This is a genomic window from Octadecabacter sp. B2R22 (assembly GCF_018861045.1).
In the GTDB taxonomy this organism is placed as follows: domain Bacteria; phylum Pseudomonadota; class Alphaproteobacteria; order Rhodobacterales; family Rhodobacteraceae; genus Octadecabacter.
Genome location: NZ_JAHKQJ010000007.1, coordinates 449,704 through 476,360, shown reverse-complemented (window position 1 = coordinate 476,360; position 26,657 = coordinate 449,704). Strand labels below are relative to the sequence as shown.

The 26,657-nt window shown below is 55.8% G+C and carries 26 protein-coding genes and 1 other RNA gene; 15 read left to right on the top strand and 12 right to left on the bottom strand.

The window, feature by feature from the left end:
* The first annotated feature begins 4 nt into the window (after positions 1 to 4).
* Together ssrA and KO486_RS07790 are read left to right on the top strand one after the other, a co-directional pair.
* Positions 5 to 381, top strand: a transfer-messenger RNA (tmRNA) gene (gene ssrA, locus KO486_RS07795).
* A gap of 34 nt (positions 382 to 415) precedes the next feature.
* Positions 416 to 1,060: a DUF1194 domain-containing protein gene (locus KO486_RS07790; RefSeq protein WP_216036679.1), complete on the top strand. Its 645-nt coding sequence runs from the start codon at positions 416 to 418 to the stop codon at positions 1,058 to 1,060.
* On the opposite strand, the gene KO486_RS07785 is transcribed toward KO486_RS07790, so the two are convergent.
* Positions 1,057 to 1,518, bottom strand: coding sequence for an Lrp/AsnC family transcriptional regulator (locus tag KO486_RS07785; RefSeq protein ID WP_216036678.1), 462 nt, complete (start codon positions 1,516 to 1,518; stop codon positions 1,057 to 1,059). The two genes, KO486_RS07790 and KO486_RS07785, sit on opposite strands and share 4 nt — an antisense overlap.
* Before the next feature lie 136 nt (positions 1,519 to 1,654).
* Between KO486_RS07785 and cysG the strand changes: the two genes are divergently transcribed.
* From cysG to KO486_RS07755, 6 genes are all read left to right on the top strand, one after another.
* The gene (cysG, locus tag KO486_RS07780; RefSeq protein WP_216036677.1) at positions 1,655 to 3,052 is read left to right on the top strand and encodes a siroheme synthase CysG; all 1,398 of its coding nucleotides are present in this window, start codon (positions 1,655 to 1,657) and stop codon (positions 3,050 to 3,052) included.
* Between the two features lies 1 nt (position 3,053).
* The gene (locus KO486_RS07775) at positions 3,054 to 3,359 is read left to right on the top strand and encodes a DUF2849 domain-containing protein (RefSeq protein ID WP_216036676.1); all 306 of its coding nucleotides are present in this window, start codon (positions 3,054 to 3,056) and stop codon (positions 3,357 to 3,359) included.
* Positions 3,352 to 5,016, top strand: a complete 1,665-nt coding sequence (locus KO486_RS07770) for a nitrite/sulfite reductase (RefSeq protein ID WP_216036675.1) — start codon at positions 3,352 to 3,354, stop codon at positions 5,014 to 5,016. The genes KO486_RS07775 and KO486_RS07770 overlap by 8 nt, the downstream gene beginning before the upstream one ends.
* Entirely contained in the window at positions 5,006 to 5,728 is a 723-nt protein-coding gene (locus KO486_RS07765) for a phosphoadenylyl-sulfate reductase (protein ID WP_216036674.1), read from the top strand. The genes KO486_RS07770 and KO486_RS07765 overlap by 11 nt, the downstream gene beginning before the upstream one ends.
* 19 nt (positions 5,729 to 5,747) lie before the next feature.
* Complete coding sequence (locus tag KO486_RS07760; protein WP_216036673.1) at positions 5,748 to 6,164, top strand: DUF934 domain-containing protein; 417 nt, start codon at positions 5,748 to 5,750, stop codon at positions 6,162 to 6,164.
* Positions 6,165 to 6,240: 76 nt separating this feature from the next.
* On the top strand, positions 6,241 to 7,107 hold the full coding sequence (locus KO486_RS07755; RefSeq protein ID WP_216036672.1) for a ferredoxin--NADP reductase: 867 nt from the start codon (positions 6,241 to 6,243) through the stop codon (positions 7,105 to 7,107).
* A 69-nt stretch (positions 7,108 to 7,176) separates the two neighbouring features.
* On the opposite strand, the gene KO486_RS07750 is transcribed toward KO486_RS07755, so the two are convergent.
* A complete protein-coding gene (locus KO486_RS07750; protein ID WP_216036671.1) occupies positions 7,177 to 8,214 on the bottom strand; it encodes a hypothetical protein in 1,038 nt (345 codons plus the stop codon).
* A 214-nt stretch (positions 8,215 to 8,428) separates the two neighbouring features.
* Between KO486_RS07750 and infC the strand changes: the two genes are divergently transcribed.
* Complete coding sequence (gene infC / locus KO486_RS07745) at positions 8,429 to 8,980, top strand: translation initiation factor IF-3 (RefSeq protein ID WP_216037534.1); 552 nt, start codon at positions 8,429 to 8,431, stop codon at positions 8,978 to 8,980.
* Positions 8,981 to 9,077: 97 nt separating this feature from the next.
* Here the strand turns inward: infC and KO486_RS07740 are convergent, their stop codons facing one another.
* The 3 genes from KO486_RS07740 to KO486_RS07730 are packed head-to-tail and all read right to left on the bottom strand — an operon-like array spanning position 9,078 to position 12,361.
* The gene (locus KO486_RS07740; RefSeq protein ID WP_216036670.1) at positions 9,078 to 10,067 is read right to left on the bottom strand and encodes a molybdopterin biosynthesis protein; all 990 of its coding nucleotides are present in this window, start codon (positions 10,065 to 10,067) and stop codon (positions 9,078 to 9,080) included.
* A gap of 3 nt (positions 10,068 to 10,070) precedes the next feature.
* A complete protein-coding gene (locus KO486_RS07735) occupies positions 10,071 to 11,051 on the bottom strand; it encodes an XdhC/CoxI family protein (RefSeq protein ID WP_216036669.1) in 981 nt (326 codons plus the stop codon).
* Positions 11,048 to 12,361, bottom strand: coding sequence for a LysM peptidoglycan-binding domain-containing protein (locus KO486_RS07730; protein ID WP_303435074.1), 1,314 nt, complete (start codon positions 12,359 to 12,361; stop codon positions 11,048 to 11,050). The genes KO486_RS07735 and KO486_RS07730 overlap by 4 nt, the downstream gene beginning before the upstream one ends.
* Positions 12,362 to 12,459: 98 nt before the next feature.
* On the opposite strand from KO486_RS07730, the gene KO486_RS07725 reads away from it, so the two are divergent.
* Together KO486_RS07725 and KO486_RS07720 are read left to right on the top strand one after the other, a co-directional pair.
* Positions 12,460 to 13,020 carry a TIGR00730 family Rossman fold protein gene (locus KO486_RS07725; protein WP_216036668.1) on the top strand — a complete coding sequence of 187 codons (561 nt, stop codon included), beginning with the start codon at positions 12,460 to 12,462 and terminating at the stop codon, positions 13,018 to 13,020.
* Between the two features lie 255 nt (positions 13,021 to 13,275).
* Positions 13,276 to 14,694 carry a pyridoxal-dependent decarboxylase gene (locus KO486_RS07720; protein WP_252734618.1) on the top strand — a complete coding sequence of 473 codons (1,419 nt, stop codon included), beginning with the start codon at positions 13,276 to 13,278 and terminating at the stop codon, positions 14,692 to 14,694.
* A 360-nt stretch (positions 14,695 to 15,054) separates the two neighbouring features.
* Here KO486_RS07720 and KO486_RS07715 read toward each other — a convergent pair whose 3' ends face one another.
* Positions 15,055 to 15,654, bottom strand: a complete 600-nt coding sequence (locus KO486_RS07715; protein WP_216036667.1) for a superoxide dismutase — start codon at positions 15,652 to 15,654, stop codon at positions 15,055 to 15,057.
* A 237-nt stretch (positions 15,655 to 15,891) separates the two neighbouring features.
* Here KO486_RS07715 and KO486_RS07710 point away from each other — a divergent pair, with 237 nt between their 5' ends.
* Genes KO486_RS07710 through KO486_RS07700 form a run of 3 tightly spaced genes read left to right on the top strand, consistent with a single transcriptional unit; the run spans position 15,892 to position 19,624 of the window.
* On the top strand, positions 15,892 to 17,781 hold the full coding sequence (locus KO486_RS07710; protein ID WP_252734617.1) for a glycosyltransferase family 2 protein: 1,890 nt from the start codon (positions 15,892 to 15,894) through the stop codon (positions 17,779 to 17,781).
* Positions 17,778 to 18,800, top strand: a complete 1,023-nt coding sequence (locus KO486_RS07705) for a glycosyltransferase family 2 protein (RefSeq protein ID WP_216036666.1) — start codon at positions 17,778 to 17,780, stop codon at positions 18,798 to 18,800. Before KO486_RS07710 ends, KO486_RS07705 begins: the two co-directional genes overlap by 4 nt.
* Complete coding sequence (locus KO486_RS07700) at positions 18,797 to 19,624, top strand: sulfotransferase domain-containing protein (protein WP_216036665.1); 828 nt, start codon at positions 18,797 to 18,799, stop codon at positions 19,622 to 19,624. Before KO486_RS07705 ends, KO486_RS07700 begins: the two co-directional genes overlap by 4 nt.
* A 43-nt stretch (positions 19,625 to 19,667) precedes the next feature.
* Here the strand turns inward: KO486_RS07700 and KO486_RS07695 are convergent, their stop codons facing one another.
* The 5 genes from KO486_RS07695 to KO486_RS07675 all read right to left on the bottom strand — a co-directional run bounded on the left by KO486_RS07695 (position 19,668) and on the right by KO486_RS07675 (position 24,983).
* Positions 19,668 to 20,699 (bottom strand): ATP-grasp fold amidoligase family protein, encoded by a 1,032-nt coding sequence (locus KO486_RS07695; RefSeq protein ID WP_216036664.1) that lies wholly within the window; start codon positions 20,697 to 20,699, stop codon positions 19,668 to 19,670.
* 111 nt (positions 20,700 to 20,810) lie between these two features.
* A complete protein-coding gene (locus KO486_RS07690) occupies positions 20,811 to 21,335 on the bottom strand; it encodes a sarcosine oxidase subunit gamma family protein (protein ID WP_216036663.1) in 525 nt (174 codons plus the stop codon).
* A complete protein-coding gene (locus KO486_RS07685; RefSeq protein WP_216036662.1) occupies positions 21,328 to 24,336 on the bottom strand; it encodes a sarcosine oxidase subunit alpha family protein in 3,009 nt (1,002 codons plus the stop codon). Before KO486_RS07685 ends, KO486_RS07690 begins: the two co-directional genes overlap by 8 nt.
* A complete protein-coding gene (locus tag KO486_RS07680) occupies positions 24,333 to 24,662 on the bottom strand; it encodes a sarcosine oxidase subunit delta (protein ID WP_216036661.1) in 330 nt (109 codons plus the stop codon). Before KO486_RS07680 ends, KO486_RS07685 begins: the two co-directional genes overlap by 4 nt.
* Positions 24,663 to 24,779: 117 nt before the next feature.
* Positions 24,780 to 24,983, bottom strand: coding sequence for a hypothetical protein (locus tag KO486_RS07675; protein WP_216036660.1), 204 nt, complete (start codon positions 24,981 to 24,983; stop codon positions 24,780 to 24,782).
* Between the two features lie 143 nt (positions 24,984 to 25,126).
* On the opposite strand from KO486_RS07675, the gene KO486_RS07670 reads away from it, so the two are divergent.
* Positions 25,127 to 25,324, top strand: a complete 198-nt coding sequence (locus KO486_RS07670; RefSeq protein ID WP_216036659.1) for a hypothetical protein — start codon at positions 25,127 to 25,129, stop codon at positions 25,322 to 25,324.
* A 2-nt stretch (positions 25,325 to 25,326) separates the two neighbouring features.
* On the opposite strand, the gene KO486_RS07665 is transcribed toward KO486_RS07670, so the two are convergent.
* A complete protein-coding gene (locus KO486_RS07665) occupies positions 25,327 to 26,571 on the bottom strand; it encodes a sarcosine oxidase subunit beta family protein (RefSeq protein ID WP_216036658.1) in 1,245 nt (414 codons plus the stop codon).
* Positions 26,572 to 26,657 lie beyond the last annotated feature (86 nt).

Genomic DNA, 26,657 nt, shown 5'->3' with positions numbered 1-26,657 from the left:
CTGCCCCCTTGTAAAGCGCCATCAGCCCGCCTATTTATGGAATGTCCTTCGGGACTATGAACATAAACGCGCTCGCAATAAGCGGATCGGACCCGGGGGCGGTACCCGGCGTCTCCACCAACACCCAACCGTCCGTCAGGGCATGCGGGAAACGGCTCATTTGGCCAGTCTGGGGACGAAATAGGATCGACGAACGTCTAAAGGGGTTAGCTTTGTTTCGGTGAGTTACCACCGTTATCGGTACGTTTAAGCTAGTTGCAAATGACAACAATGCTCGGGTTGCTCTCGCTGCGTAAGCAGTGCGAAATATCCAAATTTAAGCCCCTACGCTTTGCAGCCTAGGGCGGGGTTCGCAGGTACCTGGCAACAGAAACCTGCACTTCCCACACCAAGATTTATGCGCCACACTGCCCTGATGAAGGGATGGTTCACTGCATTCATGCTTACGACATCGCAGGCTTTCGCTTGTGACACCGCCCTTCTGTTGACCATCGACGTTTCCAATTCAATCGACGGCGCTGAATACGACCTGCAAACAGACGGGATGGCCGACGCGGTTCTCGGCGCTGAGGTCTCCGAGGCGTTGATCCAAGGACAAGTGGCTGTTGCAGTCATGCAGTGGTCGGGCGTTGGGCACCAAGAGGTGTCGATCCCGTGGCGCCAAATACGCTCAATCTCAGATGTTCAGGACTTTGCCGTGGACGCCCGCACTATGCCGCGTGCCTTTGTGCAGTCTGACACGGCCCTTGGGGACGCGATTTATTTCGCGTTGGATCAGTTCAACAACGCCCCGACCTGCGACCGCCAAGTCATTGATATTTCAGGCGATGGCACACCAAACGCCGGCAGTGACACCCGCACCGCAGCCCGCGAGGCAGAGCGGCGTGGCGTCACCATCAACGGCATCGCTATTGAAAGCATGGGGGTCGCGATCACTACATTTTTCACCCGCGCAGTGATCACCCGCGACGGTTTTGTAATTACAGCGCGGCGGCACCGCGATTACCCCCGTGCGATCCGTGAAAAGATCCTGCGAGAGGTCTCTCGCGTCTTCGGCTAGAGCGGCAAAGCCACCGTCGATTTGATCTCTTCCATGCTGAGAAGCGCCGTGACGTTGAACACCCGCACCTCGGAAATCAGCGCCTGATAAAACACATCGTAAGCACGGGCGTTTTTGACCCGCACTTTCAGGATATAATCAATGTCTCCTGCCAGCCTGTGTGCCTCTTGAACCTCATCGCGTTCCATCAAGGCTTTCAAGAACTTAGCCTGCCAATCCGCTTCGTGTTCCGACGTGCGGATCAGGACGAAAAAACACGCTTCAAACCCCAGCGCTTCGGCATCCAGCATGACCGTTTGCTGGCCAATCACCCCCGCCTCGCGCATTTTGCGAATCCGGTTCCAAACCGGGGTCTTTGAGGACCCAACAGATTTGGCAATTTCGTCCAGAGATTGGCCTGCATCCGCTTGCATGGTGCGTAGGATTTTCCTGTCTAACTCATCTACCCGAACATCCATTCGCTTTTCCTTCCGAAACAGAAATTATCTGACTGACCTCACCAATACGGCGAACAAACGTCCCTTTCAACCGTCCATATAGCGCAATTGACGGAATAATATTCTATATTGACCCCAAGCAACCGGAAAGACCGTCATGAACCACTTCCCTATCTTCCTCGCCACGCAAGGGCGCCGCATTGTCCTTTCGGGCGGTGGCGACGCGGCATTGGCTAAATTGCGCCTGCTGCTGAAGACCGAAGCCAAGGTGACAGTTTTCGCGGCGAACCCCGCCCCTGAACTGCAAGCATGGGCCGCAGCGGATCAATTGACCTTGATCGAACGTTCCATGGATGTGGGCGACACCCTGTGTGCCGCATTGTTCTATGCCGCCGATGAAGATGCGACGGAAGACGCGCGCACAGCTGCCATCGCCCGCGCAGATGGTGCGCTTGTGAATATCGTAGACAATTTGCACGACAGCCAGTTCATCACACCGGCCATCGTTGACCGCGATCCTGTGACCGTGGCCATCGGCACCGAAGGCGCAGCCCCTGTGCTGGCCCGCGCGATCAAAAAAGACCTCGAGGAAAAACTCCCCGCCTCGCTTGGCACGCTCGCCCGCATCGGCAAAGGCTTTCGCGCCATGGCTGAAAAACTGCCATTCGGTGTCGCGCGACGTGATTTCTGGGCGGAATACTACGACACAGCAGGCCCGCGTGCGATTGCACATGGCAAGGCCGAAGTCGAAGTCGCGCTTGATCGGTTGCTGGATAAGCACCTGAACACACAGGCCAAAGCGGGCCATGTTGATCTGGTCGGCGCGGGCCCCGGTGACCCAGACTTGTTGACACTGAAAGCGCGCAAGGCCCTCGATAAGGCCGACGTTGTCATTTACGACCGTCTGGTCACGCCGGAAGTCCTAGAACTGGCCCGCCGCGAAGCGATCATGATCGACGCAGGCAAAGAAGGCTTCGGCAAAGCCATGGCGCAGGACGATATCAACGCGTTGATCGTCGAACATGGTGCGAATGGCCATCATGTTGTGCGCCTTAAGGCTGGCGACCCAACTGTCTTTGGCCGCTTGGACGAAGAAATCGAAGCGATTGAGGCGGCAGATCTGTCTTACACAATCGTGCCCGGCATCACGGCGGCCTCTGCAGCGGTTGCTGGTATCGGCCAAAGCCTGACGAAGCGCGGTCGCAATTCTGCGGTACGTTTCATCACGGGCCACGACACCAAAGGCTACGCGGATCACGACTGGCGCGCACTGGCCGAAGCAGGCCAAGTCGCGGCGATCTATATGGGCAAGAAATCTGCGCGTTTCGTGCAAGGCCGCCTGCTGATGCATGGCGCAAACCCTGACACGCCCGTCACAGTCATCGAAAACGTCTCACGCGCGGATCAGCGCGTCTTGGCGACCACTGTGGCGGAAATGGAACCGACTATTTCTGCTGCGGGGCTGACTGGCCCTGCCCTGACATTCCTGGGGCTCGCGCCCCGTGCGGCCGTCGCCGCGGTATCTTCTTACGACCTACAACAGGAGGCCCTATAAAATGGCCCGCGCATTCACACCTAAAGTGATCACATCCAACCTTTTGATCGAGGGCGATGCGGTTTGGTTCACAGTCAACGACACATGGTCCGGCGATATCGCCGACGCCGAGTTCATGACAGACGAAGCCCATGCCGATCTGCGCCTTCTTGAAGCAAACACACAGAAAAACGTGATGGTTGGTGCTTATTTGGCTGATGCCAAGCTGGGCGAAAACGGCCCAGAGGCCACCCACTTTCGCGAAGAATTCCGCACACGCGGCCCATCCAACTACGCGCACGGCAAACAGGTAGAAACAAATGTATAAATACAACGACTTCGACGAGTCCTTCGTCCGTGAACGCGTCGCGCAATTCCGCGGCCAAGTGGAACGCCGTATTGATGGGTCTTTGACCGAAGACGAATTCAAACCATTGCGTTTGATGAACGGTCTGTACCTGCAGTTGCACGCCTATATGCTGCGCGTGGCGGTTCCTTATGGGACGCTGAACAGCAAACAGATGGATATGCTCGCCCACTTGGCTGAGACATATGACAAAGGCTACGGCCACTTCACCACACGCCAGAACATTCAATACAACTGGCCCGAGTTGAAGGACGTGCCTGACATGTTGTCAGACCTTGCTGACGTGGAAATGCACGCAATTCAGACCTCCGGCAACACGATCCGCAACGTGACGGCTGACCACTTTGCTGGCGCCGCTGCTGACGAGGTCGCTGACCCGCGCCCAGTGGCTGAATTGCTGCGCCAGTGGTCCACAGACCACCCTGAGTTCCAATTCTTGCCGCGCAAGTTCAAGCTTGCTGTGACGGGCGCTGCGGCCGATCGCGCTGTGATCAAAGCCCACGACATTGGTATCCGCATTCTGGAACGCGACGGTGTTCGTGGTTACGAAGTGCTTGTGGGTGGTGGTCTTGGCCGAACACCAATGATTGGCAAAGTGCTGCACGACTTCTTGCCAGAAGCTGACTTGCTGCCCTTCATTGAGGCGACCGTTTCCGTTTGGAACCGTCTTGGTCGCCGCGACAACAAGTATAAGGCACGCATCAAGATCACCGTGCACGAGCACGGCATTGATGAAATCCGCCGTTTGGTGGACGAACGCTTTGCTGAAATTCGACCAACCTTTAACGGCGTTGATCAAGAAATCCTGCGCACGATTGTGTCCCAATTCGCTGCACCAGACTTCAAAACCGCCAGCACGGACGGGTTTGAAGCCGCGCGCCTTGCCAACCCAGCATTTCACAGCTGGACGGATACAAACCTGACGGCGCACCGCGCGGATGGCTATGCAATCGTGTCGATTTCAATCAAGAAACACGGCGACACGCCGGGGGATGCGACCGCAGACCAGATGCGCGTTATGGCTGACCTTGCGCGTAAATACGGCCACGACGAGCTGCGCATCAGCCATGAGCAGAACGTAATCCTGCCGCACGTCCATAAATCCGACCTTCCAGCCCTTTACGGCGAATTGCGGGCCGCTGATCTGGCGACGGCGAACATCGGGCTTGTGTCCGACATCATCGCCTGCCCCGGTATGGATTACTGTGCGCTTGCAACGGCGCGGTCTATTCCAGTGGCACAGCAAATTGCGACCCGCTTTGACGAGTTGAAGATCGAACATGACATCGGTGAGCTGAAGATCAAAATCTCGGGCTGCATCAATGCCTGTGGCCACCACCACGTGGGCCACATCGGTATTCTTGGTCTCGATCGTGCGGGTGTTGAAAACTACCAGATCACTCTGGGGGGCGATCACACAGAAACCGCCACCGTTGGTGAACGCGCTGGACCGGGCTTCTCTGCGGACGATATCGTGCCGGCCATTGAGCGCCTTGTGATTGGCTACATGGATCTGCGCGACAGCGCCGATGAGACCTTTATCCAAACGTACCGACGCCTTGGCGCGGCGCCGTTCAAAGACATTCTTTACCCGAAGGAGGCTGCAAATGCCGCTTGATGGACGCTTAAGGACGCTGAACCGCATTTATGAGGGCAAAGACGCCGTCGATGTGCTCGACTATGGCTTGAAGAGCTTTGATGACACGGCTCTTGTTAGCTCGTTTGGCGCTGAATCCGTCGTGCTTCTGCACATGGCCGCGCAAATCGACCGCGATGTGCCTGTTCTGTTTATCGACACCGAAATGTTGTTCGCAGAAACGCTGACATATCAACGCGACGTGGCCGCCCATTTGGGCCTGCGCAATGTGCAGGTTATTCGCGCCTCCCGTGAGGCCGTTTTTGAGCGCGACAATGAAAACCTGTTGCACCTGCACGACCCTGACGCCTGCTGCCATCTGCGTAAGACGGAACCGCTGGAAAAGGCCCTGCAGGGCTATGACACTTGGATTTCCGGTCGCAAACGGTATCAAAGCGGCAGCCGTGCGGCGCTCGAGTTCTTTGAGATCGAACGCCCGCTGGGCCGCCTGCCTCGTACCAAGATCAACCCACTGGCCCATTGGGACAGCGACGATCTGCGCGCCTATATCAGCGATCACAACCTGCCGCGCCACCCGCTTGTGGCGAAAGGGTTTCCGTCTGTTGGCTGTACACCTTGCACCACCCGCGTCGCGGCTGGTGAAGACCCGCGTGCGGGTCGCTGGCGCGATCAAGGAAAGACGGAATGCGGAATTCATTTTGGCAGTGGCAAAGCCCAACGTCAAAGCGCGTAAGGCGCGAAAGGACAAAACAATGACTGTAATTATTACCGATACGGGATTTGGCGCCGATGATTGGACCACCGAGTTCGTGGCCCTTGATGCACTGGTTGCAAATGACTGCGGCGCAAAAGCCCTTAATCTGGCATCCGACGCTGAACCAAACGACATCGCCGATCGACTTAACCACTTCGAGATGATCCGCGTGGATTTCCCAAGTTTTGCAGACGGCCGTGGCTTTACCATCGCCGCCCAATTGCGCCGCATGGGGTTCACGGGTCGTTTGCGGGCGCGTGGCCATGTGATTGCCGATCAATATGCCATGGCACGGCGGTCCGGTTTTGATGAGGTTGAAATCTCTGATGATCTAGCTGCACGCCAACCAGAACCACAGTGGTTGGCCCGCGCGAATTGGCAAGCCCATGATTATCAGGCGCGCATGCGCGGGTAGTCGCCAGCCCCCCCTTTAACTGACATAGATCAACGCGTAACAGAGGGGCGCGGGCTAAGGCTCGTGCCAAAGACACATGACAGAGATGACGCCCGTGCCAAATTCAACGACTGATACCGCAACCGCACCCAAAGCCGTTCCCGCCCTGCCCGATGCGCAGACGGTAACGGACGTAAAACACTACACTGACCGCCTGTTCAGTTTTCGCTGCACACGCCCCGCGTCTATGCGGTTCCGTTCGGGTGAATTCGTAATGATCGGTCTGATGGGTGATCCCCACCCCGAGACTGGCAAAGTGAAGCCGTTGTTGCGAGCTTATTCGATTGCCTCACCCAGCTGGGATGAAGAACTGGAATTCTACTCCATCAAGGTTCAAGACGGCCCGCTGACGTCTAAATTGCAGCACATCAACGTCGGTGACGAAATCATCCTGCGCCCGAAACCTGTTGGCACTTTGGTGCACGATGCGCTGCTTCCGGGTAAACGCATCTGGTTCTTCGCGACAGGTACTGGCTTTGCGCCTTTCGCGTCCCTTCTTCGTGAGCCACAGACCTATGAAGACTACGACGAAGTCATCATCACGCACACCTGCCGTGAAGCGGGCGAGCTGACCTATGGCCGCGACCTGATCGAGGCTTTGAAGACAGACGAGCTTTTGAACGAAGTGATTGGCGAAGGGTTCTGGAAGAAGATCAAGTACTACCCGACCACGACACGCGAAGAGAGCCCTAAAATGGGTCGCATCACAGACCTGATGAAGTCTGGCGAAGCTTTTGAAGACCTCGGCGTGCCGCCCTTGAACCCAGCAAGCGACCGCGCGATGATTTGCGGCAACATGGCGTTCAACCTCGAACTCAAAGACATGTTCGAAGAGTACGGCCTTGTAGAAGGCGCAAATTCCAACCCGCAGCACTATGTGGTTGAGAAAGCTTTCCTCGACTAAATCATTGGTACAGAATGCAAAAAGGGCCGCTCGATTGAGCGGCCCTTTTCGTTTGTTATGCCGGAAGGCTTACATGCCAATTGCAGCTTTGATCTGATCGATAACGCCAGACACAAGGTCAGGGTTGTCGCCAGCAGCGCTTACAGCGGCCTTAAGCGGTGTGGACACCAATGCGCCAAGGTCAGACCCGTCGATCCATTCGTTTACCTGATCGGCGTTGAATGTTTCTGGTGTCAGCAGGCTTGTAATGTCGATGCCATCAGTTGCGGCGTCGACAGCCGCTTCAGTTGCTGCTTCAGTTGCTGCTTCAGTTGCAGTTTCAGTCGCAGCATCAACAGCTTCTTCAGCAGTGTCCGTAACAACGTCAGTTGCCGCGTCTGCAACGTTTTCAGTTGTGTCAGCAACAACGTCCGCCGCATCGGATGCCATTTCAGTCGCGCCTTCAACAACGTCGCCAGCGGTATCTGTAACAACGTCTGCCGCGTCAGATGCCATTTCGGTTGCGCCTTCAACAACGTCGCCAGCTGCGTCAACAGCGCCTTCAGCTGTGTCAGTCACAACGTCTGCTGCGTCGGATGCCATTTCAGTCGCACCTTCAACAACATCTCCAGCCGCGTCAGTCGCCGCATCAACAGCGCCTTCAGCTGTGTCAGCAACAGCGTCAGCTGCGTCGGATGCCATTTCGGTCGCACCTTCTACAACGTCGCCAGCTGCGTCAGTTGCCGCATCAACAGCACCTTCGGCTGTTTCAACAACAGCATCAGCCGCGTCAGATGCCATTTCAGTCGCGCCTTCAACAACGTCGCCAGCCGCATCAACAGCGCCTTCTGCAACGTCCGTTACAGCGTCAGCCGCGTCAGATGCCATTTCAGTCGCACCTTCCACAACGTCGCCAGCTGCGTCGGTTGCCGCATCAACAGCGCCTTCAGCCATGTCAGCAGCGCCTTCAGCTACGTCGCCAGCCGCGTCCATTGCGCCTTCAGCAGCATCGCCAGCCATTTCAGCCGCGCCGGAAAACACCTGCGCTGGGTTCTTGCCGTTCACGCCCCACTGGAAGCCAAAAAAGCCCAGTACTGCGATAACGATAATTGCGATCGTACCTCTCATGATCTTCGTCCTTTAAATACATGGCCCCCAAACTGGACCTCGGCGCGAGGTATGTCATGCTGCGCGTGCAAAGAAAAGCGGGAAGCGGCGCCCAGCATTCCCCCTATGCGATTGTTCGCGCCTTACTGGGTGATTCCGACGTTTGCGCCTTGAAGTGCGCCCGTCGCGCAGTTAGTTCTAGGCACCAAGGCAAAACAATTTAAGGACAAGTCCAATAGCCCGCAGACCTCATAATGCGCCGCCACAGCGCGACACCGGCCCTCGTATCAATGATCGCATCCGTGCATCCGAAATCCGCCTGATTGGCGCTGAGGGTGAAAATGTCGGCGTTGTTACGCCCGAACGCGCCATGGTAATGGCCGACGAAGCAGGCTTGGACCTGGTCGAGATCTCTCCGAACGCATCGCCGCCCGTGTGTAAAATCATGGACTTTGGGAAATTCAAATACGAAACCCAAAAACGCGAAGCCGAAGCGCGCAAGAAACAAAAGATCATTGAGATCAAAGAGGTCAAATTCCGGCCAAACACAGATACCAATGACTACGACGTCAAAATGCGCAATGTGTTCAAGTTTTTGGATAACGGCGACAAGGTAAAGATTACCCTGCGCTTCCGTGGTCGTGAAATGGCTCACCAGAACCTTGGCCGTGAGTTACTGGAACGTGTTGCAGAAGACACCAAAGAACACGGTAAGATCGAGAACTTCCCGAAAATGGAAGGTCGCCAGATGGTTATGATCATCGGACCGTTGCCGCAAAAAGGCTAAGACGCCTCCCCGTTCGAATTCGAACCAGATCAATTTCGAGAGCGCCGCACTTTGTTGTTCGGCGCTCTTTTCGTTTGCGATTGGTTCTTCGTCGGGCTTAGTCGTTGTTGATCTCGGGCATGGTGCTCAGCAGGCCGCCAACCCCCATTGCGGCAATCACGTCGCCGTTGCAGGGCAAACCGCACAGTATCCGTTCTAATACAAAATCAGCGCCGCTCACCCCAAGAGCACGCGCGCATGTCGGCAAACCGATAACTGGCACATCACGGATGTGGCCCGTGAACAAAAGATGACCGGGGTTTACCGGCATTCCAAAATGCAGAACCTCTCCACCTGCGGCGCGCAGTGCGCTAGGGGCAACGTCATGTTCATCCAAGGTCGCTGCGGCCGTCAAAAGAAAGATCACCTCCCCTTTTGCCCGGGTCAATGCGTCGGTAATTGCGGCGGGGGTATCGTGCGGGATGTCAACAACCTCCTGCAGGGAGCATCCAAGGCGATCCAACCTTTCATCAAGGGAGCGGCGACCATTGGGATGATGGCGCGCGCCCGCATGATGGGTTTCAATCAATGTGGCCCGCGTCAGTTCTGCCGGACGGACTTTCATGGCTGGCGTCGTGCCCGCCACGGCATCACACGCCTGATCCAAACTGTCCCTGCGCACCCCGTAGGACATGACACTGATATTGGCGACAACCACACCAGCCGACACCCGATGCAATTTTGGCAGTGTGGCCAGCGCAATACGTGGTTCAATTCGGTTCAGCGCAGTGAGCCGCTTGGCGTCAAGTTCAAGCAGGCCTGCGCGATGGGCGCGGATGGTGATGGTTCCCTGATTCACCTTACTTAGATAAAGACCTGCACGGTCAGGATTTGGCACCAGCGCCTCAGCCAGTCGGCACGCGGCGTCGTTTTCGGGGATGTCGTCGTCGTCCCGTCGGACAACTGAGACCCTGTGCAAACCGAAGGCCGCAAGAGTTTCCAGATGCCCGTCCCCAAGAACGATTCCTTTGCTCAGACTAGCTATGGGGACGCCATGCGCCAAAATCGCGCCAGCGGCTTCGGCCAATGGAACATCTCCAAACCTCATGACTTAACCCTTATGCAGAATTTGCGTGATTTCGGCCATAATGCTCACCGCGATCTCTGCGGGTGCGCGACCACCGAGGTCCAGCCCAATCGGCGCATGAATTCGTGCAATATCATCGTCATCAAACCCGGCCTCCTTCAGGCGTTCCACTCGTTTTGCATGGGTCCGTGTCGAGCCCAAGCATCCGAGGTAAAACACATCAGTTCTTAAAGCGGCCTTAATCGCGGGGTCATCTAATTTGGAATCGTGGGTTAGCGTTACGACAGCACTGCGGCTGTCCAATTGCGCCGCGTGAAGTGCCGCGTCAGGCCAATCGTCGCTTAGCGCGACATCTGGAAACCTGACAGCGGATGCGAACGCGGGGCGCGGGTCGATCAACACAACATCAAAGCCGCAGGACTTTGCCATTGGAACCAAGTGTTGCGCGATGTGAACGCCCCCCACCACAAACACCCGAAGCGGTGGGTTGTGAATGGCGACAAATGTCTTGTCGCCCTCCTCCAGCCCCGAGCGGTTTGATTTGAACCGATCGGGAAAACGTTCCGGTCCGACCAAAGACCGCGCGCCACTGTTCAGATCGGCGACATAACCGACAGGCAGACGGGTATTGATCGCTGTGCCAAGGTCTTCGAGGACGTCCAATGGCATAGCTCCTTGTCCTGTTCCGCCAACGGGTTCGACCAAGATTTTCACCCGGCCACCGCAGGCCAACCCTACGGCAAAGGCGTCCTCGTCACTGACGCCGTATTCCAGCATTCGAGCCGCGCCGTCCTCCAGCGCATCCAGCGCCTCGGTGACGACAGCGCCTTCGACACAGCCGCCAGAGACCGATCCCATCATGTGTCCATCTTCACGGATCACCAACTGGCTTCCGGCCCCGCAAAGAGCTGAGCCCCAAGTCTCGAGAACAGTCGCTACGGCAACGTTTTGACCCGACCTGGACCACTCAAGAGCATGCTGTAAAACATTGTTATACTTTATCAATTTCCATTTCCCGCGTCGTCGCGTGGCATCGTAAAGACTTGCCCCGGATAGATAAGGTTCGGGTCGCGGATGCTCTCTCGGTTGGCCTCAAAGACCTTCACATATAGCACCCCGCTGCCGTAGCGTTCTTCGGCAATGGCCCATAACGTGGCCCCCGGTTGCACGGTTCGCGTTGCGACCGTGAAGTCTGGGTTTGCGACGTCCGCCGCCATGGCCTCAACGACGTCTTCGGGGGCTTCGCGCAGGAACGGTGTTTCGATGCGGCTTACGACAGCGCCCTGAGCGTCCAATTCGTCAATCCGCAAAGTATATACGCCAGTATCAACGTCCGGCAGATCCCCGCGCCAGCCGCCATCGGCATCTACCGGCAAACGGCTTATGGGCGCGTTGTCGACATAGAACTGAACGAACCCGTCCCCAACGGCACGTCCTTGCAACACGACTTCGCCGTCGGGGTCATAGGTGATCGCATCCAAAGCGACCGAGGACATGACCTCGGGCGGGCTGTTAGATGCGATTGCCGGCTGTACAACGTCCACACCGTCTTCGGTTAAGGCTAAGACCACAGGGGCCGCGGGTGTGACCGTCTCGGGTTGCTCGTCTTCCTCGACTAAAACTGCCTCCGCGGGTTCGGGAAGCTCAGGCTCAGCTTCTGAAGGCTCAGGAAATTGCTCGGGCTCGCTTGTGGTCTCATCCGTCGTTTCCGGCGCTGGTTCCGGTGTTGCTACTGCCGTTACATCCGCAGCCGCAGTTTCTATCGGTGCGGGGTTTGCATCCAGAATGAACCTGCGGTCAGCGAGACGTGCAGCACCGTCAGGATCGCTTTGGAGTTCCATCACCCTTGGGGTTTCGGAATACCCGATGAAACCAATCACAACAAAGGCCCCATCCGCGTCTGCATCCGCCCGTACGAACTCCGTTCCGTCAATCAAGATGGCGACGGGTTTGTTTGGTTCGGACACCCCCGACACCAACAGACTACCGTCCGCTTCGAAACGCCGATCCGTAAGTTCTGGCGCGCGTACAGGCGCTACCTCAACGACATCGCCATCGGTTTCAACTACCGCATCATCGGCTTCAACAGCCACATCATCGGTTGCAGAAACTTCAGGCTCAGGTGCCGGCTGAACATCTTGTTCGGTTGGATCAGCACTGTTTTGGGCAACGGGAACCTCTGTTACTGGCATTTGTTCCACAACGTCGTCTTGATCGGCTGTGGCCAAATCCGGCAGTGGCCGCAAATAGATCGCCACTGCGATTGCAACAACGACAGCCCCGCCGCCAACAATTGAAAGTGTCTTAGTCTGCACGAAAATTCTCCCCACCCGTTGGCAGACACTAGCAACGCAGCTATCACGGGTCAAAGCTGCTGTGCGCAGCATCCGTTAAACGTGACTGGAGCTATTCTGTGGCCGCATTACCTTTTTCCGTTTGTGTTTACTGTGGATCACGCGATGGCGCTGATCCGGCCTATGCCGAAGCCGCCGAAGATGTAGGCGCGATGCTGGCCGCCAAAGGCTGGAGATTGGTCTATGGCGCAGGCGACGTCGGCCTTATGGGCCGCGTTGCCCGTGCGGCACAGGCGGGTGGCGGCGATACGTTTGGCGTCATCCCCCAACACCTGATGGACTGGGAAGTCGGCAAGACAGACCTGACGACCTTCATCATCACCGAGACCATGCACGAACGCAAAAAGGTCATGCTGATGAATGCACAGGCCGTGGTGGTTTTACCCGGCGGCGCTGGCAGCCTTGATGAACTGTTCGAGGCCCTGACATGGCGTCAGCTAGGCCTGCACGACAAGCCTGTGTTTATCCTGAACACCAACGGATATTGGGACAGCCTGCTGGCGTTGCTGGACCAAATTGTCGACCAAGGTTTTGCAGATGCCAGCCTGTTGGAGTTCCTGACAATTGTGCCCGATGTCAACGCTTTGGCTGAGTTGCTGGCTGATCACGCCCGCCCTTAAGGCGCGTGACATAAGCGCCCCAAGCCAACCGCAGCGAACGGCAGCTTTGAGCCCATTGTGATGGATGCTGTGGTCTGCACCAAAGTCCGCTCTTATGGAGACAGCCTTCCAGAGAAAAGCGGTTTTTCATTAAGGTGTGCAGCAGATTAAATCGAAGCATGCTATTGGAAGACCTTAACCCTAAAGCGGCTTGAATCTCAGACCCGTGATGCCCTAAAGCCCCTCAAGACCATCCGTCAAAAAAGGGATCTTGCTATGACTTCAGAAGGAACACATCTGGACCCGAATGACTGGGATGATTTCAGCCTTGAGATGCACAAGTTGATGGATCAGTGCTTAACGCGAATGAAAAGCGCGAGAGATTTTCCGTGGCAACCTAAGCCCGACAATCTTGCGACCTGCCTCTCCTTGACACCCGAGGCCATTGGCGTCGGCCCTAAACAGGCATTCGCGCAGCTGACCGACGACATCATGCCCTACGCAACAGGCAACACGCATCCACGTTTCTTTGGTTGGGTGCATGGGGCCGGACTGCCCGTTTCTGTTGGGGCCGAGTTGGTTGCCGCCACAATGAACAGCAACTGCGGTGGCCGCGATCATGGTGCTATCGAGGTCGAGCGGGCCACGTTGGATTGGCTACTTGGAGTTTCGGGATTGCCCGAGAACGCATCTGCCATACTGACAACCGGCACGTCGCAAGCGACGATCTTAGCCTTGACCGCAGCGCGCAATCATCGATTTGGTCATGATGTTCGAAAGACCGGCATTCAGGAGCTCCCAAGGGTTGCCGTCTATGTGCGCCGGGGGACCCATTCGTGTATCGGTAAGGCGCTTGAGGCCATGGGTTACGGGACAAATTCAATCCATGTTGTCGATACTGACGATGATATGAAAATGGATATTGCGTCATTGAAACGCGCTGTTGAAGAAGACAGATCCGTGGGTCGCGTTCCTTTGGCGGTGATTGGCACAGCGGGCTCGGTTAACACAGGTTCATTTGACAATTTGAACGAGATTGCGGATTTTTGTGCGGATCAAGATGTCTGGCTTCACGTGGACGCCGCCTTTGGATTTTGGACGCGTCTTGCGGATCATCCTTGGGCGCAGCTTGTAGACGGGATGGAACGGGCAAACTCGATTTCTTGTGACTTTCACAAATGGATGTCCGTTCCTTACGACTGCGGGGCCTGCATGATCTATGATCGCACCCTGCACTTTGACACGTTTACGTCACGCCCCAACTACCTTGAACAGCAAAAAGAAGGGCTGGGAGGAGGCGATCTATGGTTCTGCGATTATGGGCTGGAACTGTCGCGCGGATTTCGCGCACTTAAGGTCTGGACCGCGATAAAATCGATCGGAACACAAGCCTTCTCCGCATCCATTTCTGATAACTGCAAGCAAACCGCGTTGATGGCCGAACTGGTCGAGACGTCGGATGTGTTGGACCTTTCATTTCCCGTCGCTTCTAATGTTTGTTGTTTCTATGTCGCCTATGGAGACGTGAACGAAATCGCAGCCGAGCTTCAACTGTCTGGTGATGCAGTGTTCTCGACGACCGTCATCAAAGGTAAGGCTTGTCTCCGTGCGGCCTTGGTCAATCATCGCACAACATCCGAGGATATTCGTCACGCGATCCTCGCCGTTGAAGCTGCTGTCCGACGCCACAGATAACGCGTGGCTCAGGCCAAAGTATTTGAGCATCAGGTCACGTATGCTAGCAAAGAACTTTTTGATTAGGTTCAACGCGATAACGTGCCATTTTGAGCCATAGAAAACACGTCCTGACTTAATCTCATGGAAACGTTTCATTGCCCTTTTGCCCGTGCCAATGTGTTCGCAAAGTCAAACAGCCAATGGCATGCTCGAGCATACTTGGTCTCCCTCTGCAATCGGACGGTGGTATAGGAAAACCCGAAAGCGCCCCTTAGAGTAGCCGCGGCGAAAGCTAACCTGTCCATATAGCGGCCATTCTCCAAACGCAAAAAGGCCCGCCAAACGGGCGGGCCTTTCGTTATTCTGGTCTTCATCTTATCACATGCGGGATGCGACGTTTTCCCAGTTCACAAGGTTGTCGAGGAAGTTTGTGAGGTACTTAGGACGCGCGTTGCGGAAGTCGATGTAGTAGGAATGTTCCCAAACATCACAGCCCAGCAATGCAGTCTGACCAAAGCACAGTGGGTTCACGCCGTTTTCAGTCTTGGTAACAGCCAATGACCCGTCAGCGTTTTTCACAAGCCATGCCCAACCGGAACCGAACTGGCCCGCGCCTGCTGCGGAAAACTGGGATTTGAAATCATCAACGGAGCCAAAGCTCTCTTTGATGGCTGCTTCCAGCTCGGATGGCATGGGAGACGCGCCCGGGCCCATCATTTCCCAAAACTGGTTGTGGTTCCAAAGCTGGGAGATGTTGTTGAAGATGCCGTTCTGCGCAACAGCAGATGCATCATATGTGCCTACGATGATTTCTTCGAGGGATTTGCCAGCCCATTCTGTTCCTTCAATCGCCTTGTTGCCGTTCGTGACATAAGCGTTGTGGTGCAGGTCGTGGTGGTATTCCATCGTTTCAGCGGACATGCCTTTGTCGGCAAGTGCATCGTGAGCGTAGGGAAGATCTGGAAGTTCGAAAGCCATCTGTAACCTCTTTGGTAAAAATCTTTGTCTGCCCCGTAACAAAGCTGTTGGAGCGCGAACGTCAAGGTTGTTTGCATCAAAATGGTCGCATTTGGCATTGTTTCCCCCTTAGCGACAGTGGACTTGAGGGGTAAGGTCGCTATGCTACGGCTTAAGGCCGGAAAAATCGGCACCAGCGCGGAAATTGCGCAACGAGAGCAGGTATATTGTGAATTCTAACCAGCGGGGCCGCATCTAATGGCCAAACATACGTACACCATCCTTTCTATGATGAAGGATGAAGGCCATTCACTTGTCGAATGGGTCGCCTACCACAAACATATCGGTTTCGATAATATCTGCGTTTACACCAACAACTGCGGTGATGGCACGGATAAGATGTTGGTCCGCCTGCAAGAATTGGGTTGGGTTCAGCACTTTGAAAACGAAGTCCCCGAAGACAAGAAGCCGCAACCAAACGCGCTGATGCTGGCCACCAAGAACGACGAAGTCATGGATTCCGAATGGATCCTGACGATGGATGCCGATGAATTCCTGTCCGTTAAGGTCGGGCGCGGCTGGGTCAGTGACCTTGTTGAAAGGATGGATGAAGACGCTGATGCCATGGCGATCACCTGGCGGTTCTTTGGGGCCAATGACATCACCGACTGGAACCCCGGTCTGGTGATCGAGAACTACACCCGCGCGGCCCCTGACATGTTCAAAAAGGGTTGGGGCGTGAAGACGATCTTCAAACCCTACCGCGACATTAAGCTGGGCATCCACCGTCCGCACATTAAGAAAGCCAAGCAAGAACCTGCAAACGCTAAACTTTTATTTGATCAAAAATGGCTGAACGGGTCCGGCAATCCGATGCCTGACGAGTTTTCGCTGTCAGGCTGGCGCTCTACCAAGCCTACACTTGGCTACAAATGGGCCGAACTGAACCATTACGCTGTTAAGTCCTATGAGGCTTATTTGCTGCGCCGCGTGCGGGGCAACGTAAACAACAAAGAAGACAAATATAACGCCGCCTACTTTGCTTTGTTTGATCGCAACGAAGAAGAGCACATGAACGTGACCCGCCACGCGCGCGGCACCAAAAAGAAAATGGCGCAAATCCTTTCTGATCCGATCATGCGCGAGCTACAGGACAAAGCACTAGAATTTCACGCTAATCGCGTTGAAATGCTGCGGACATCCGGTGAATACGACCAATGGCTGAAGGATCTGAAAGAAGCATCCGAAGTTCCGCTTGATAAGCTCGATGAGGTTCTGTTCGTCCAGCACCTGCCAAAAGAATGGCAGCAAAAGGTCAAAGAACTGCAAGCCGCAGGCATTCCGGACAAAAAGATCGCCAAGATGATCGCTCAGACCCAGACCGCCAAAAAGGGCGATACGCGTAAAGCGTTGCTTGAAGCGGCTGGCGAAAACGCGGAAGAGAAGCTCGATGCGCACCAGTTGAAGGATAAGTCGTCCAAAGGGGACACGCTGGACAATCCGTTTCTGAATACCGATGCGGCGGCGGGACTTGGCGTGCCATTGATGAATGAACGCACCCAAAAGATCGCATTGGCCGCCCAAGCTGCGGACCCGAATGACGCGTCCAGTGCACGCCTTATCGCAAAGGCCGAAGCCGCGCGAAAAGCAATGGCAGCTGCACCCAAGCCTGTGAGCGAAGCCCCTAGTACTGCAACGATCGACCTCGACCAACCTGCCCCGTCGATTGACAAGATCGTCGCGGCCTCAACGGTTGAGGCGTCTACCACAATCGAAAGCCCGCAGGATACGGTTCCAGTTCCAACTGATGTGGCAGCAAAGAAACCGGCCCCAAAGAAGCCCGCACCGAAAAAGCCGGCAGCGAAGAAACCAGCGGCCAAGAAACCGGCTGCTCGTAAAACACCTGCGAAGAAGCCAAGCACCACCTCGCGGCGCAAAACACCGGCTAAGCCTGCGGCCTCCAAGGCGACGACGACCAAGTCCACAGCAGCGAAAGCCACCACGACTAAAACAGCAGCTGCAAAATCGACGACGGCAAAGAAGTCTGCGACGAAAACCGCTGCAAAGACCACAAGCACTGCCAAAACGACCGCCAAGAAACCAGCGACCAAAAGTACCGTCGCGCCCAAGAAAGCGACATCCAAATGAGCACTGCTCCCAATACTGGCCGTAAAGTTCTTGTCTCAACGATGAAGAACGAAGGCCCCTATCTGCTGGAATGGCTGGCCTATCATAAATCCATCGGAATCACCGACTTTTGCATCTTTTCAAATGATTGCACGGACGGCACCAATCTGATGCTGAACCGCTTGGACCAGATGGGCGTCGTGAAACACTACGACAACCCGCAAGGTCCGCGCATGGATCCGCAGCGATCTGCCTATAGCCGTGCCAACAAGTTGGAGTGGGTCAAATCCGCCGATTGGGTGCTGATCGTGGATGCGGATGAATTTCTGAACATCCATGTTGGTGATCGCAGTATTGATGCGTTGATTGACGCCTGCGGCAGCCCTGACGCGATCTCTGTGAACTGGCGCCTGATGGGCAGCCAAGGGCAGTCCAAAATGTCCATCGACCCGTTTAAAGGGGAACTGGTCACGGAACGTTTCACCAAAGGGTCCAGCTTTGAGGACCCTGAAAACGGCCTCGTGTGGGGCTTCAAAACATTGTTCCGCCCCGAAAAGTTCAGCTACTTCGGCGTTCACCGCCCCAAGTTTGATCGTAAGATTGAAGTCACGCCCGGCATGGTCACCTGGACCAACGCCGCAGGCAAACCTATGGGCGACAAATATCTTGAAAAGGGCTGGCGCGGTAATTCCGAGAACGTCACCAATGAATTCGCGCAAGTGAACCACTACGCGATCAAATCGCGTGAAGATTTCTTGCTCAAACGTCTGCGCGGTACAGCCAACTCAAAGAACAAAGACCGCATCGACATGGAGTATTGGGACAAATACGACATCAACACCCATGAAGACACAACGATCCCGACAGATAGCGTGCGCGCGCAAATGGATGAATGGTTGAAAGACGCCGATCTGTCCGCCCTTGCCCGCGCGTGTGTGGATTGTTCCCAGCGTGTCCTAGATTACCAGCTTACGGTTCCTGAATTCCGCACATTCATTGATACCGGCCATTTTACCCCGATGAAGGACAAGGACTCATGACGCCTGTGACCAAAACAGACGCACGCTTTCTTTGCGTCGGCACCCACCACAAGACGGGTACAATTTGGATGCGCAAAGTTCTGCGCGCGATCAGCAATGACCAAAACGTGCCGTTCATGCAGTGTTACCGCGCCAAGAAACTGGCGGAGGCCGCTGAAACGGGTCCGCAGATCATCGTCAATTGGTCGTCTTCATTTCCACAACAGTTGTTGGAGATGGGCCATTCGCGGTTCATCCATATAATTCGTGACCCGCGCGATGTGCTGCTGTCTGGCATGCGCTACCACCGGATTGCGCCGCTGGGGAATGAAAAATTCCTGCGTGAAAAGCGCGATGAATGGGGCGGAAAGAACTATCAGGACCATCTGAACGCCCTGCCCGACGATCATGCGCGTTTGATGTTCGAGATGGAGAACAAACACGACAAGACCGTGCAGGAAATGCTCAACTGGCCGTATGAATATGGTGTGCCAAATGATCGTGTGGCCGACATCAAGTATGAAGACCTGATTGAGGATACGGACTGCGCGATCTTCCGTGGGATGCTTGAAGAGTTCAACATTGATGGCATCGATATCGACAAGGCGGTGCAAAGCTATTGGGACCTGTCCTTGTTTGGCGGCTTGGCCAAGAAGGATGATCGTGAAGATCGTGTCGCGTTGCATGTATCATCCGGCAAAAAGGCGCAGTGGGTTACCAAACTGCCGCGCGAGATCGCCGAACCTTATGCGGAACGCTACGCAGACGCGCTGAAGGCGCTTGGCTATGCTGAAAACTCTGACTGGGTGAACGAATGTTTGCCCGCAAAAGAAATCGCGGCCTAGGGCCGCGATCGTCTTATTCTTATTCGCTGCAAGGCGCGTGGATCTAGGTGATCCGCGTGACTTCTGGCATCTTTCCATCCCAGAATGAACAGAGATATTCGTCCAACTCAGCCGATTGCACGGCGCGACGGCCTGCATTTGGCAAGAACGTCAGCTCGCCCAAAATGATTGATTTGTTCTGAACATAAAGATCAACGCGGCAATACTGGAACGGTGACCCGAGTTTGATCGCTGCGGCTTGTGCGGCCTCGGTCATCTCGGGCAGCGGCACTTCGTTCAGGTTTTCCCGCAGGAATTCATGGGGCATGTAGTTCAGCTTTTCGTCATAAACGGGGTTATGACGGTCTTCGGTGCCAAGGCCCACGTCCAACTGTAACAAAGCCGAGCGGCCGTTAATGATGTGAAAGCGGAAATCCTGAAGCGGGCCATCGTCTGGATTAGAGGTCAGGCTTTTCTCAAGGAAAACTTTGCGATCGATAAAGCGATACCACCACTGGCACGAGTTTTCACCGTATGAGGTGTTAAGCCAACGATCCGCCTCACTGCGGATATGGGTCATTTCCTCATCAGAGCAAGGAATGGTGACTTTGATGTTATACGCACTGCCGTGGTTCGCCTTGAAATAGTAAACACCCGGCGTGATGCCATCGAAATTCACATCGTTACCGCTGTCCCACGACTGCACGACCTGCGCGGTGCTGACCTGATCGGACAGCGAAGATGGAATGAACTCACCCACGTGGAGCTTATCTGCCGGCTGGACCTTGGGCATTGGCATGGTGATCGCGTGCAGAACATTCATCGCGGCAAAGGATTTCGGCTGATAGAAATCAGGCCACTCACCGATGCTGTTACAATAGCCGCCGATCCCGCGACGTGCGATCTGGCGAAACTGCTTTGTCTTCAGAATGCTTTGTGCCGTCATGTAGTCACGGCCGTCTTTGACGTTCGTGGTCTCGGCGAGGTTCTGTTCATTCCACTTCACAAAATCCGTAACATATTCAGGGATGTAGCGTGGTCCCACCTTGGAGATCGGGCGGTTGTAATAGTGGTACTGCTCGTAGAACTTTCGCATCTCGTTCCAACCTTTATTCGTCGCACTCGGCATAGGGCATCGAAAAACGCACGATTGTGGCCAATTTCGCCAGTAATCCTTGTGCAGCCCCTCGTATTGTCTCTGTCCTGTCTACAGTGCGCCCGTCTTGCTGGCCAGTGCTGAGCGTTGCAAAACGCCCTCTGCGTAATCGGCAACCGAGCGGAAACAGACCACATCAAATCCTGTGTCATGTCGCCAGAACGCGGCCGCCACCTGTGCCAACCGTGTGCGTCGAAAATCCCCGATTGCAAAGCTGTCTTTGTGCAGATCGACGGGACACAGGCGCGCCAAGACTTCGTTTGCGTCTGGGCCTGTGATGCTGAACACGGCACGGGCATCTGACACATCGACTGTCAGGTAGTGCGTACCGCCCATGTCAGAGGCGATTTTGTCCACCGTTGAGGCGACATCCGCGTAAGGTACCATCAACAACAACTCGTCCGGGGACATCCACGCGACGCCCTTGTGCCCATCGCCCGCAATCCGACCCGACTTGGGGACGGCATGGCCTGTTGCAGCCTTTACGGCCCGTTTAAGTTTTGCCGAGGTAAAATCACCGCGCAGTGTGATCATGCCGCGCGCCGGTGCGCGGCTCACTGTTGCCAGATCAGACATTCTGTTTCTCCCCTGCTGGGTCATAGAAAACCGCATTCACAATCTTGGCCTGAACTTGTGTGCCATCCGTTTTGGGGAAGGTAATCACTTCACCCATTCGATCCGGGCCGTTGTGCACGAGGCCCATGGCGATCCCTCGTTCCAGATTTGCGCTGTAATACGTGGATGTGATGCGCCCTTGAACATTGCGCTGCCCATTGGCGTTTGTCCCATCAGCGACCGCATAGGCTCCATCAGGGATCACCGACCCGTCTGTGCTTTCAAGCCCGACCAGTTTCCAGCGGTTCGGATCAACCATATGGCTGCGCAGCTGCCCGCGTTTGCCCAAGAAGTCCTCTTTCTTCTTAGAAATGGCCCAACTCAGCCCAAGATCTTGCGGGATCACGGTGCCGTCGGTCTCGTCACCAATCATGATGAACCCCTTCTCGGCCCGCAACACATGGAGCGCTTCGGTCCCATATGGCATCACGCCAAACTCTTGGCCCGCCTCAAACAGCGCATCCCAGAACGCCTGCCCCTCGCTGGCCTTAACAGCAATTTCATACGACAGCTCACCCGAGAACGAGATGCGATAAGCGCGGCACTCAAACCCACCGATCCTACCATCAGCCCACTGCATGAATGGCAAAGCATCCGCACTGACATCCATGCCGCCCAGTTTTTCCAGCACTTTGCGGGCATTGGGGCCAACAACCGCGATCTGTGCGTATTGTTCGGTGACATTGGCCACGTAGACGTCCCAATCCCACCATTCGGTCTGCAACCATTCTTCCATGTGCGCGTGGACGCTGTCTGCACCGCCCGTTGTGGTGTGGCACAACCATCTGTCATCGCTGATCCGTGCAACTACGCCGTCATCGCTCAAGAACCCTTGTTCGGTGCACATCAACCCGTAGCGGCATTTACCGACAGGCAGCGTCGACATCATGTTTGTATACATCATATCGAGGAACTTGCCCGCGTCCGGCCCACTAACCACCAACTTACCCAAGGTAGAAGCATCTAGCAGCCCAAGGTTCTCGCGAGTGTTTTTGACCTCACGGTTCACGGCGTCCTCGATGCTTTCGTCGGCGTTTTGGTATGTGTAAACACGACGCCACTGGCCGACTGGTTCCCAATAGGCACCATTGGCATCCGACCATTCATGGACCGGCGTCTTGCGCAGAGGTTGGAACAAATCGCCACTGGCTTCGCCGCCAATGGATCCTAAAGAAATCGGTGTATACGGCGGGCGGAATGTTGTTGTTCCGGTCGCAGGAATAGGTTGACCCAACGCATCAGAAAGAACCGCCAAGCCATTGATGTTACTTAGCTTACCTTGATCGGTCGCCATCCCCAATGTGGTATAACGCTTGGTGTGCTCGACGCTTTCATAACCTTCTTGGGCGGCCAATTGAACGTCGCTGACTTTCACATCGTTTTGATAGTCCAGCCACATCTTGCTGCGCAGCTTATAGCTTGCGCCTTGTGGCATCATCCAGACCGGCGCCATTGGTGCCTCATCAGCGGCGTCCCCGACGGGTGCGGCGCCCGCGCGACGTTTGTGGCCTGTTGCGGCAGCCGCTTGGACACCCGCCAGATGGCCATTGGCCACACAATCACGGGTCGTCATTTCGCCATGGGCGATGCCAGCCGTGCTGACAAACCCTTTACCGTCCGCCCCCAATGGTGGGCGGTCAGGATCAGGGCGGAAATGGCTTTGCGCCTCGTCCCAGATCAGTTTTCCGCCACAGTGGGACCACAGGTGCACGACAGGTGACCAACCGCCCGACATTGCGACAGCTTCGCAGGCGATTTCCTCAAGCACAGTGCCTTCACCAGCTTGCGAACAAATGCTTACGCCCTCAACCCGTTTACCGCCCTTCACAAATGCGATGCCCTTACCGAACAGCACACGGATACCAAGGCTTTGCGCCTTATCGGCCAAAGGCCCCGCCGCGTCACGCGCATCGACGATCGCAGGAACAGTCAATCCAGCCCGAACACAAGCAATCGCAGTGCGGTAGGCGTCGTCGTTGTTCGTGACGACAACAGTGCGATCCCCGACGGATGCACCGTAATTCACCACGTAGTCACGCAGCGCGCTGGCCAGCATCACACCGGGCACGTCATTTCCGGCCATGCTCAGTGGGCGCTCAATTGCGCCCGTTGCTGTAACGATCTGTTTGGCACGCACGCGCCAAAGACGATGCCTTGGACCGGATTTATCGGCCGTGTGGTCTGTCAAACGTTCATAAGCCAAAGCATAGCCATGATCGTAAACCCCCGCCCCCATGCAACGTGAAACACAGGTAACATTATTCATGTCTTCAAGGGCTTGCAGGGCATTCTTCACCCACTCATCCGCATCAAGACCATCAATCTCAGCACCATCTACAGGCGCACGACCACCCCAATGGGACGTCTGTTCAACCAACAAGACGCGCGCTCCAGCACGGCCCGCCGCCAGCGCCGCTGACAATCCAGCCACACCGCCACCAACAACCATCACATCCACATGGGCGTAGAAATGTTCGTAAGTATCCACGTCACGCTCTTTGGGGGCTTTGCCGAGACCCGCTGCACGGCGAATGATCGGTTCATAGACGTGTTTCCACAGCGGGCGTGGATGAATGAACATCTTGTAGTAAAAGCCAGCTGGCATGAACCGCCCCAACTTTGCGTTCACAGCACCCACATCGAATTCCAAGGACGGCCAGTGGTTCTGGGACGTAGCCGTCAGCCCGTCAAACAGCTCTTGGGTTGTGACGCGTTGGTTTGGTTCAAACCGACCGTCGCTGCCCAGATTGACCAAGGCATTGGGTTCCTCTGCACCACTGGCGACAATTCCACGCGGACGGTGATATTTGAACGAGCGTCCCACCATCACCTGATCGTTCGCCAAAAGCGCGGACGCCAAGGTGTCTCCCTCGAACCCGTGCATCTGCTTACCGTTGAACTGGAAGGAAATCTTTTTGGAGCGGTCAATCAGCCGCCCTTCTCTGGCCAAACGTGTGCTCATGAGAAATTCCTCCAAGACCAGCCCGGTCGTTTATCCTTGATCCGTTCAACGATGTATTTTGGTGGTGCAAGGGTTTGTGCGGGATAGGTGCCGAACACCTCAAGCGTCATGGTGCAGCGCGCCGCATGGAACCACTTGCCGCAGCCTGCCGAATGACGCCAGCGCTCCAGATGCACCCCCTTGGGGTTTTCGCGCACAAACAGATAGCCCTCGAAATCTTCTTCCGAACTGTCTGGGCCAAAGCGTTTCAGATGCGCTTCACCGCCTGCGTGCAGTTCAGTTTCATCGGCTTGGACGCCGCAATACGGGCATTCTAGGATCAGCATGGGGAAACCTCCGACGTGAAGGCCGTTGCGCCCCCACGATTGATGTTGAGGGTACGCAAGACGAAGGGCGCAGCCACATGGGCGCGCCCTCGGTTCATGAGTGGTGTTGGTTGAGTGCTATTCGCTTGGCGTTGCGACCGCTGCTGGTGCGTTGTCGTTAGGCACAGGTGCTGCAGAGCCACCAAAGACGGCGTAAAGCACGCTAAGCACGATAACAGCCCCGACCAGCATAAAGCCAAGCCCGCCCATGCCGGACCCTTCTTTGATCGGGACACGGTGCGTGCGGTCAGGCGCCGGTTTGGAAAAATCGTAGTCAGCCATGTGAAGTCCTCCTGTTTGGATGAGGACAGAATGGCGGGATTTACGTGCGTTGGAATATGAGCGGAAAACGCCGGAGCGTTTGGGCGGGAGGTGGCCTGAAGCCCTGCCTTGCATGGGCCAAAGTCTGCCACTACCTTAGGTGTATGACAGCAAATCAGATCATAATCCCACTGGCCCTGCTGTTTCTTGCAGCTTGGGTCGTTTTTTTGGCCGTCCAAAGTCGTCGCATCACACGGGCCAATGCCCAACGTGAACACCGGCCGAACGCGCCAAACACTGGCGTTGATAAGGCCGATATCGCCAGAAGCGCGATGTCGGGCATGATGGGAAACGACAGATAGCATCAATGCGCCACCCCCGCGGCAACGCTCTCATCGATGAATTTCCCTTCCCTGAACCGGTACATTGAAAACTCATCCGTAAGTGGTGACGCGCCTTTCGCCATCAGTTCTGCCATCGCAAAGCCAGACCCCGGAATGGCCTTGAACCCGCCAGTGCCCCAGCCGCAGTTCACAAACACGCCCTCGACAGGGGTTTTGGACAGGATCGGAGAGCGATCCCCAGTGACATCCACAATACCGCCCCACTGGCGCAGCATCTTTAGGCGGCTCAGGATCGGGAAGGTTTCGTTCAGGGCCCGCACGGTTTCCTCAACATGGTGGAACGACCCGCGCTGGGTGTAGTTGTTGAACCCGTCCGTGCCTCCGCCAATGACCATCTCGCCTTTGTCGGACTGGGACAGATAGCCATGCACCGTGTTCGCCATAACAACGATATCCATGCAAGGCTTGATCGGTTCTGACACCAGCGCTTGCAACGCGACGCTTTCCATCGGCAACCGGAACCCAGCCATTTCAGCCAGATGGGACGCATGGCCCGCAACGACCATACCGAGCTTATCGCAATCAATCGCGCCCTTGGTGGTATCGACACCAACAACCTTGCCACCCTCGGATCGAACGCCCGTGACCTCGCATTGCTGGATGATGTCCATGCCCATGTCGCTACACGCACGCGCGTAGCCCCACGCCACAGCATCGTGACGCGCGGTGCCGCCGCGTGCTTGCCACAAACCACCCAAGACAGGATAACGCGGCCCTTCGATGTTCATGATCGGGCAGAGCTCTTTGACCCTCGCCGGTGTGATCCATTCGGTGGTCACCCCCTGCAACGCATTGGCGTGGGCCGTGCGTTGATAGCCGCGCACCTCGTGGTGGGTTTGGGCGAGCATGATAACGCCACGCGGGCTGAACATGACGTTGTAGTTCAAATCCTGCGACATAGTTTCATACAAGGACCGTGACTTTTCGTAGATCGCGGCGGATGGGTCTTGCAGGTAGTTGGAGCGGATGATGGTCGTGTTGCGCCCCGTGTTGCCGCCGCCAAGCCACCCCTTTTCGATGATCGCCACATTGGTGATGCCGTAGTGTTTACCTAGGTGCCACGCTGTCGCCAGCCCGTGACCGCCTGCGCCAACGATAATTACATCGTATTTCTTCTTTGGTGTCGGGTTGCGCCAATGGCGTTCCCAGCCGCTGTGATAGCGTGCGGCCTCTCGTGCGATGGCAAAAGCTGAAAAACGGCGCATGGCTGATCCCCGATCCCTTAGGTGCTGACTTTGGTTTTGGGCCTTTTGTCGAAAAATAGGATACTCAGCGCGGCATTTAAACGCGT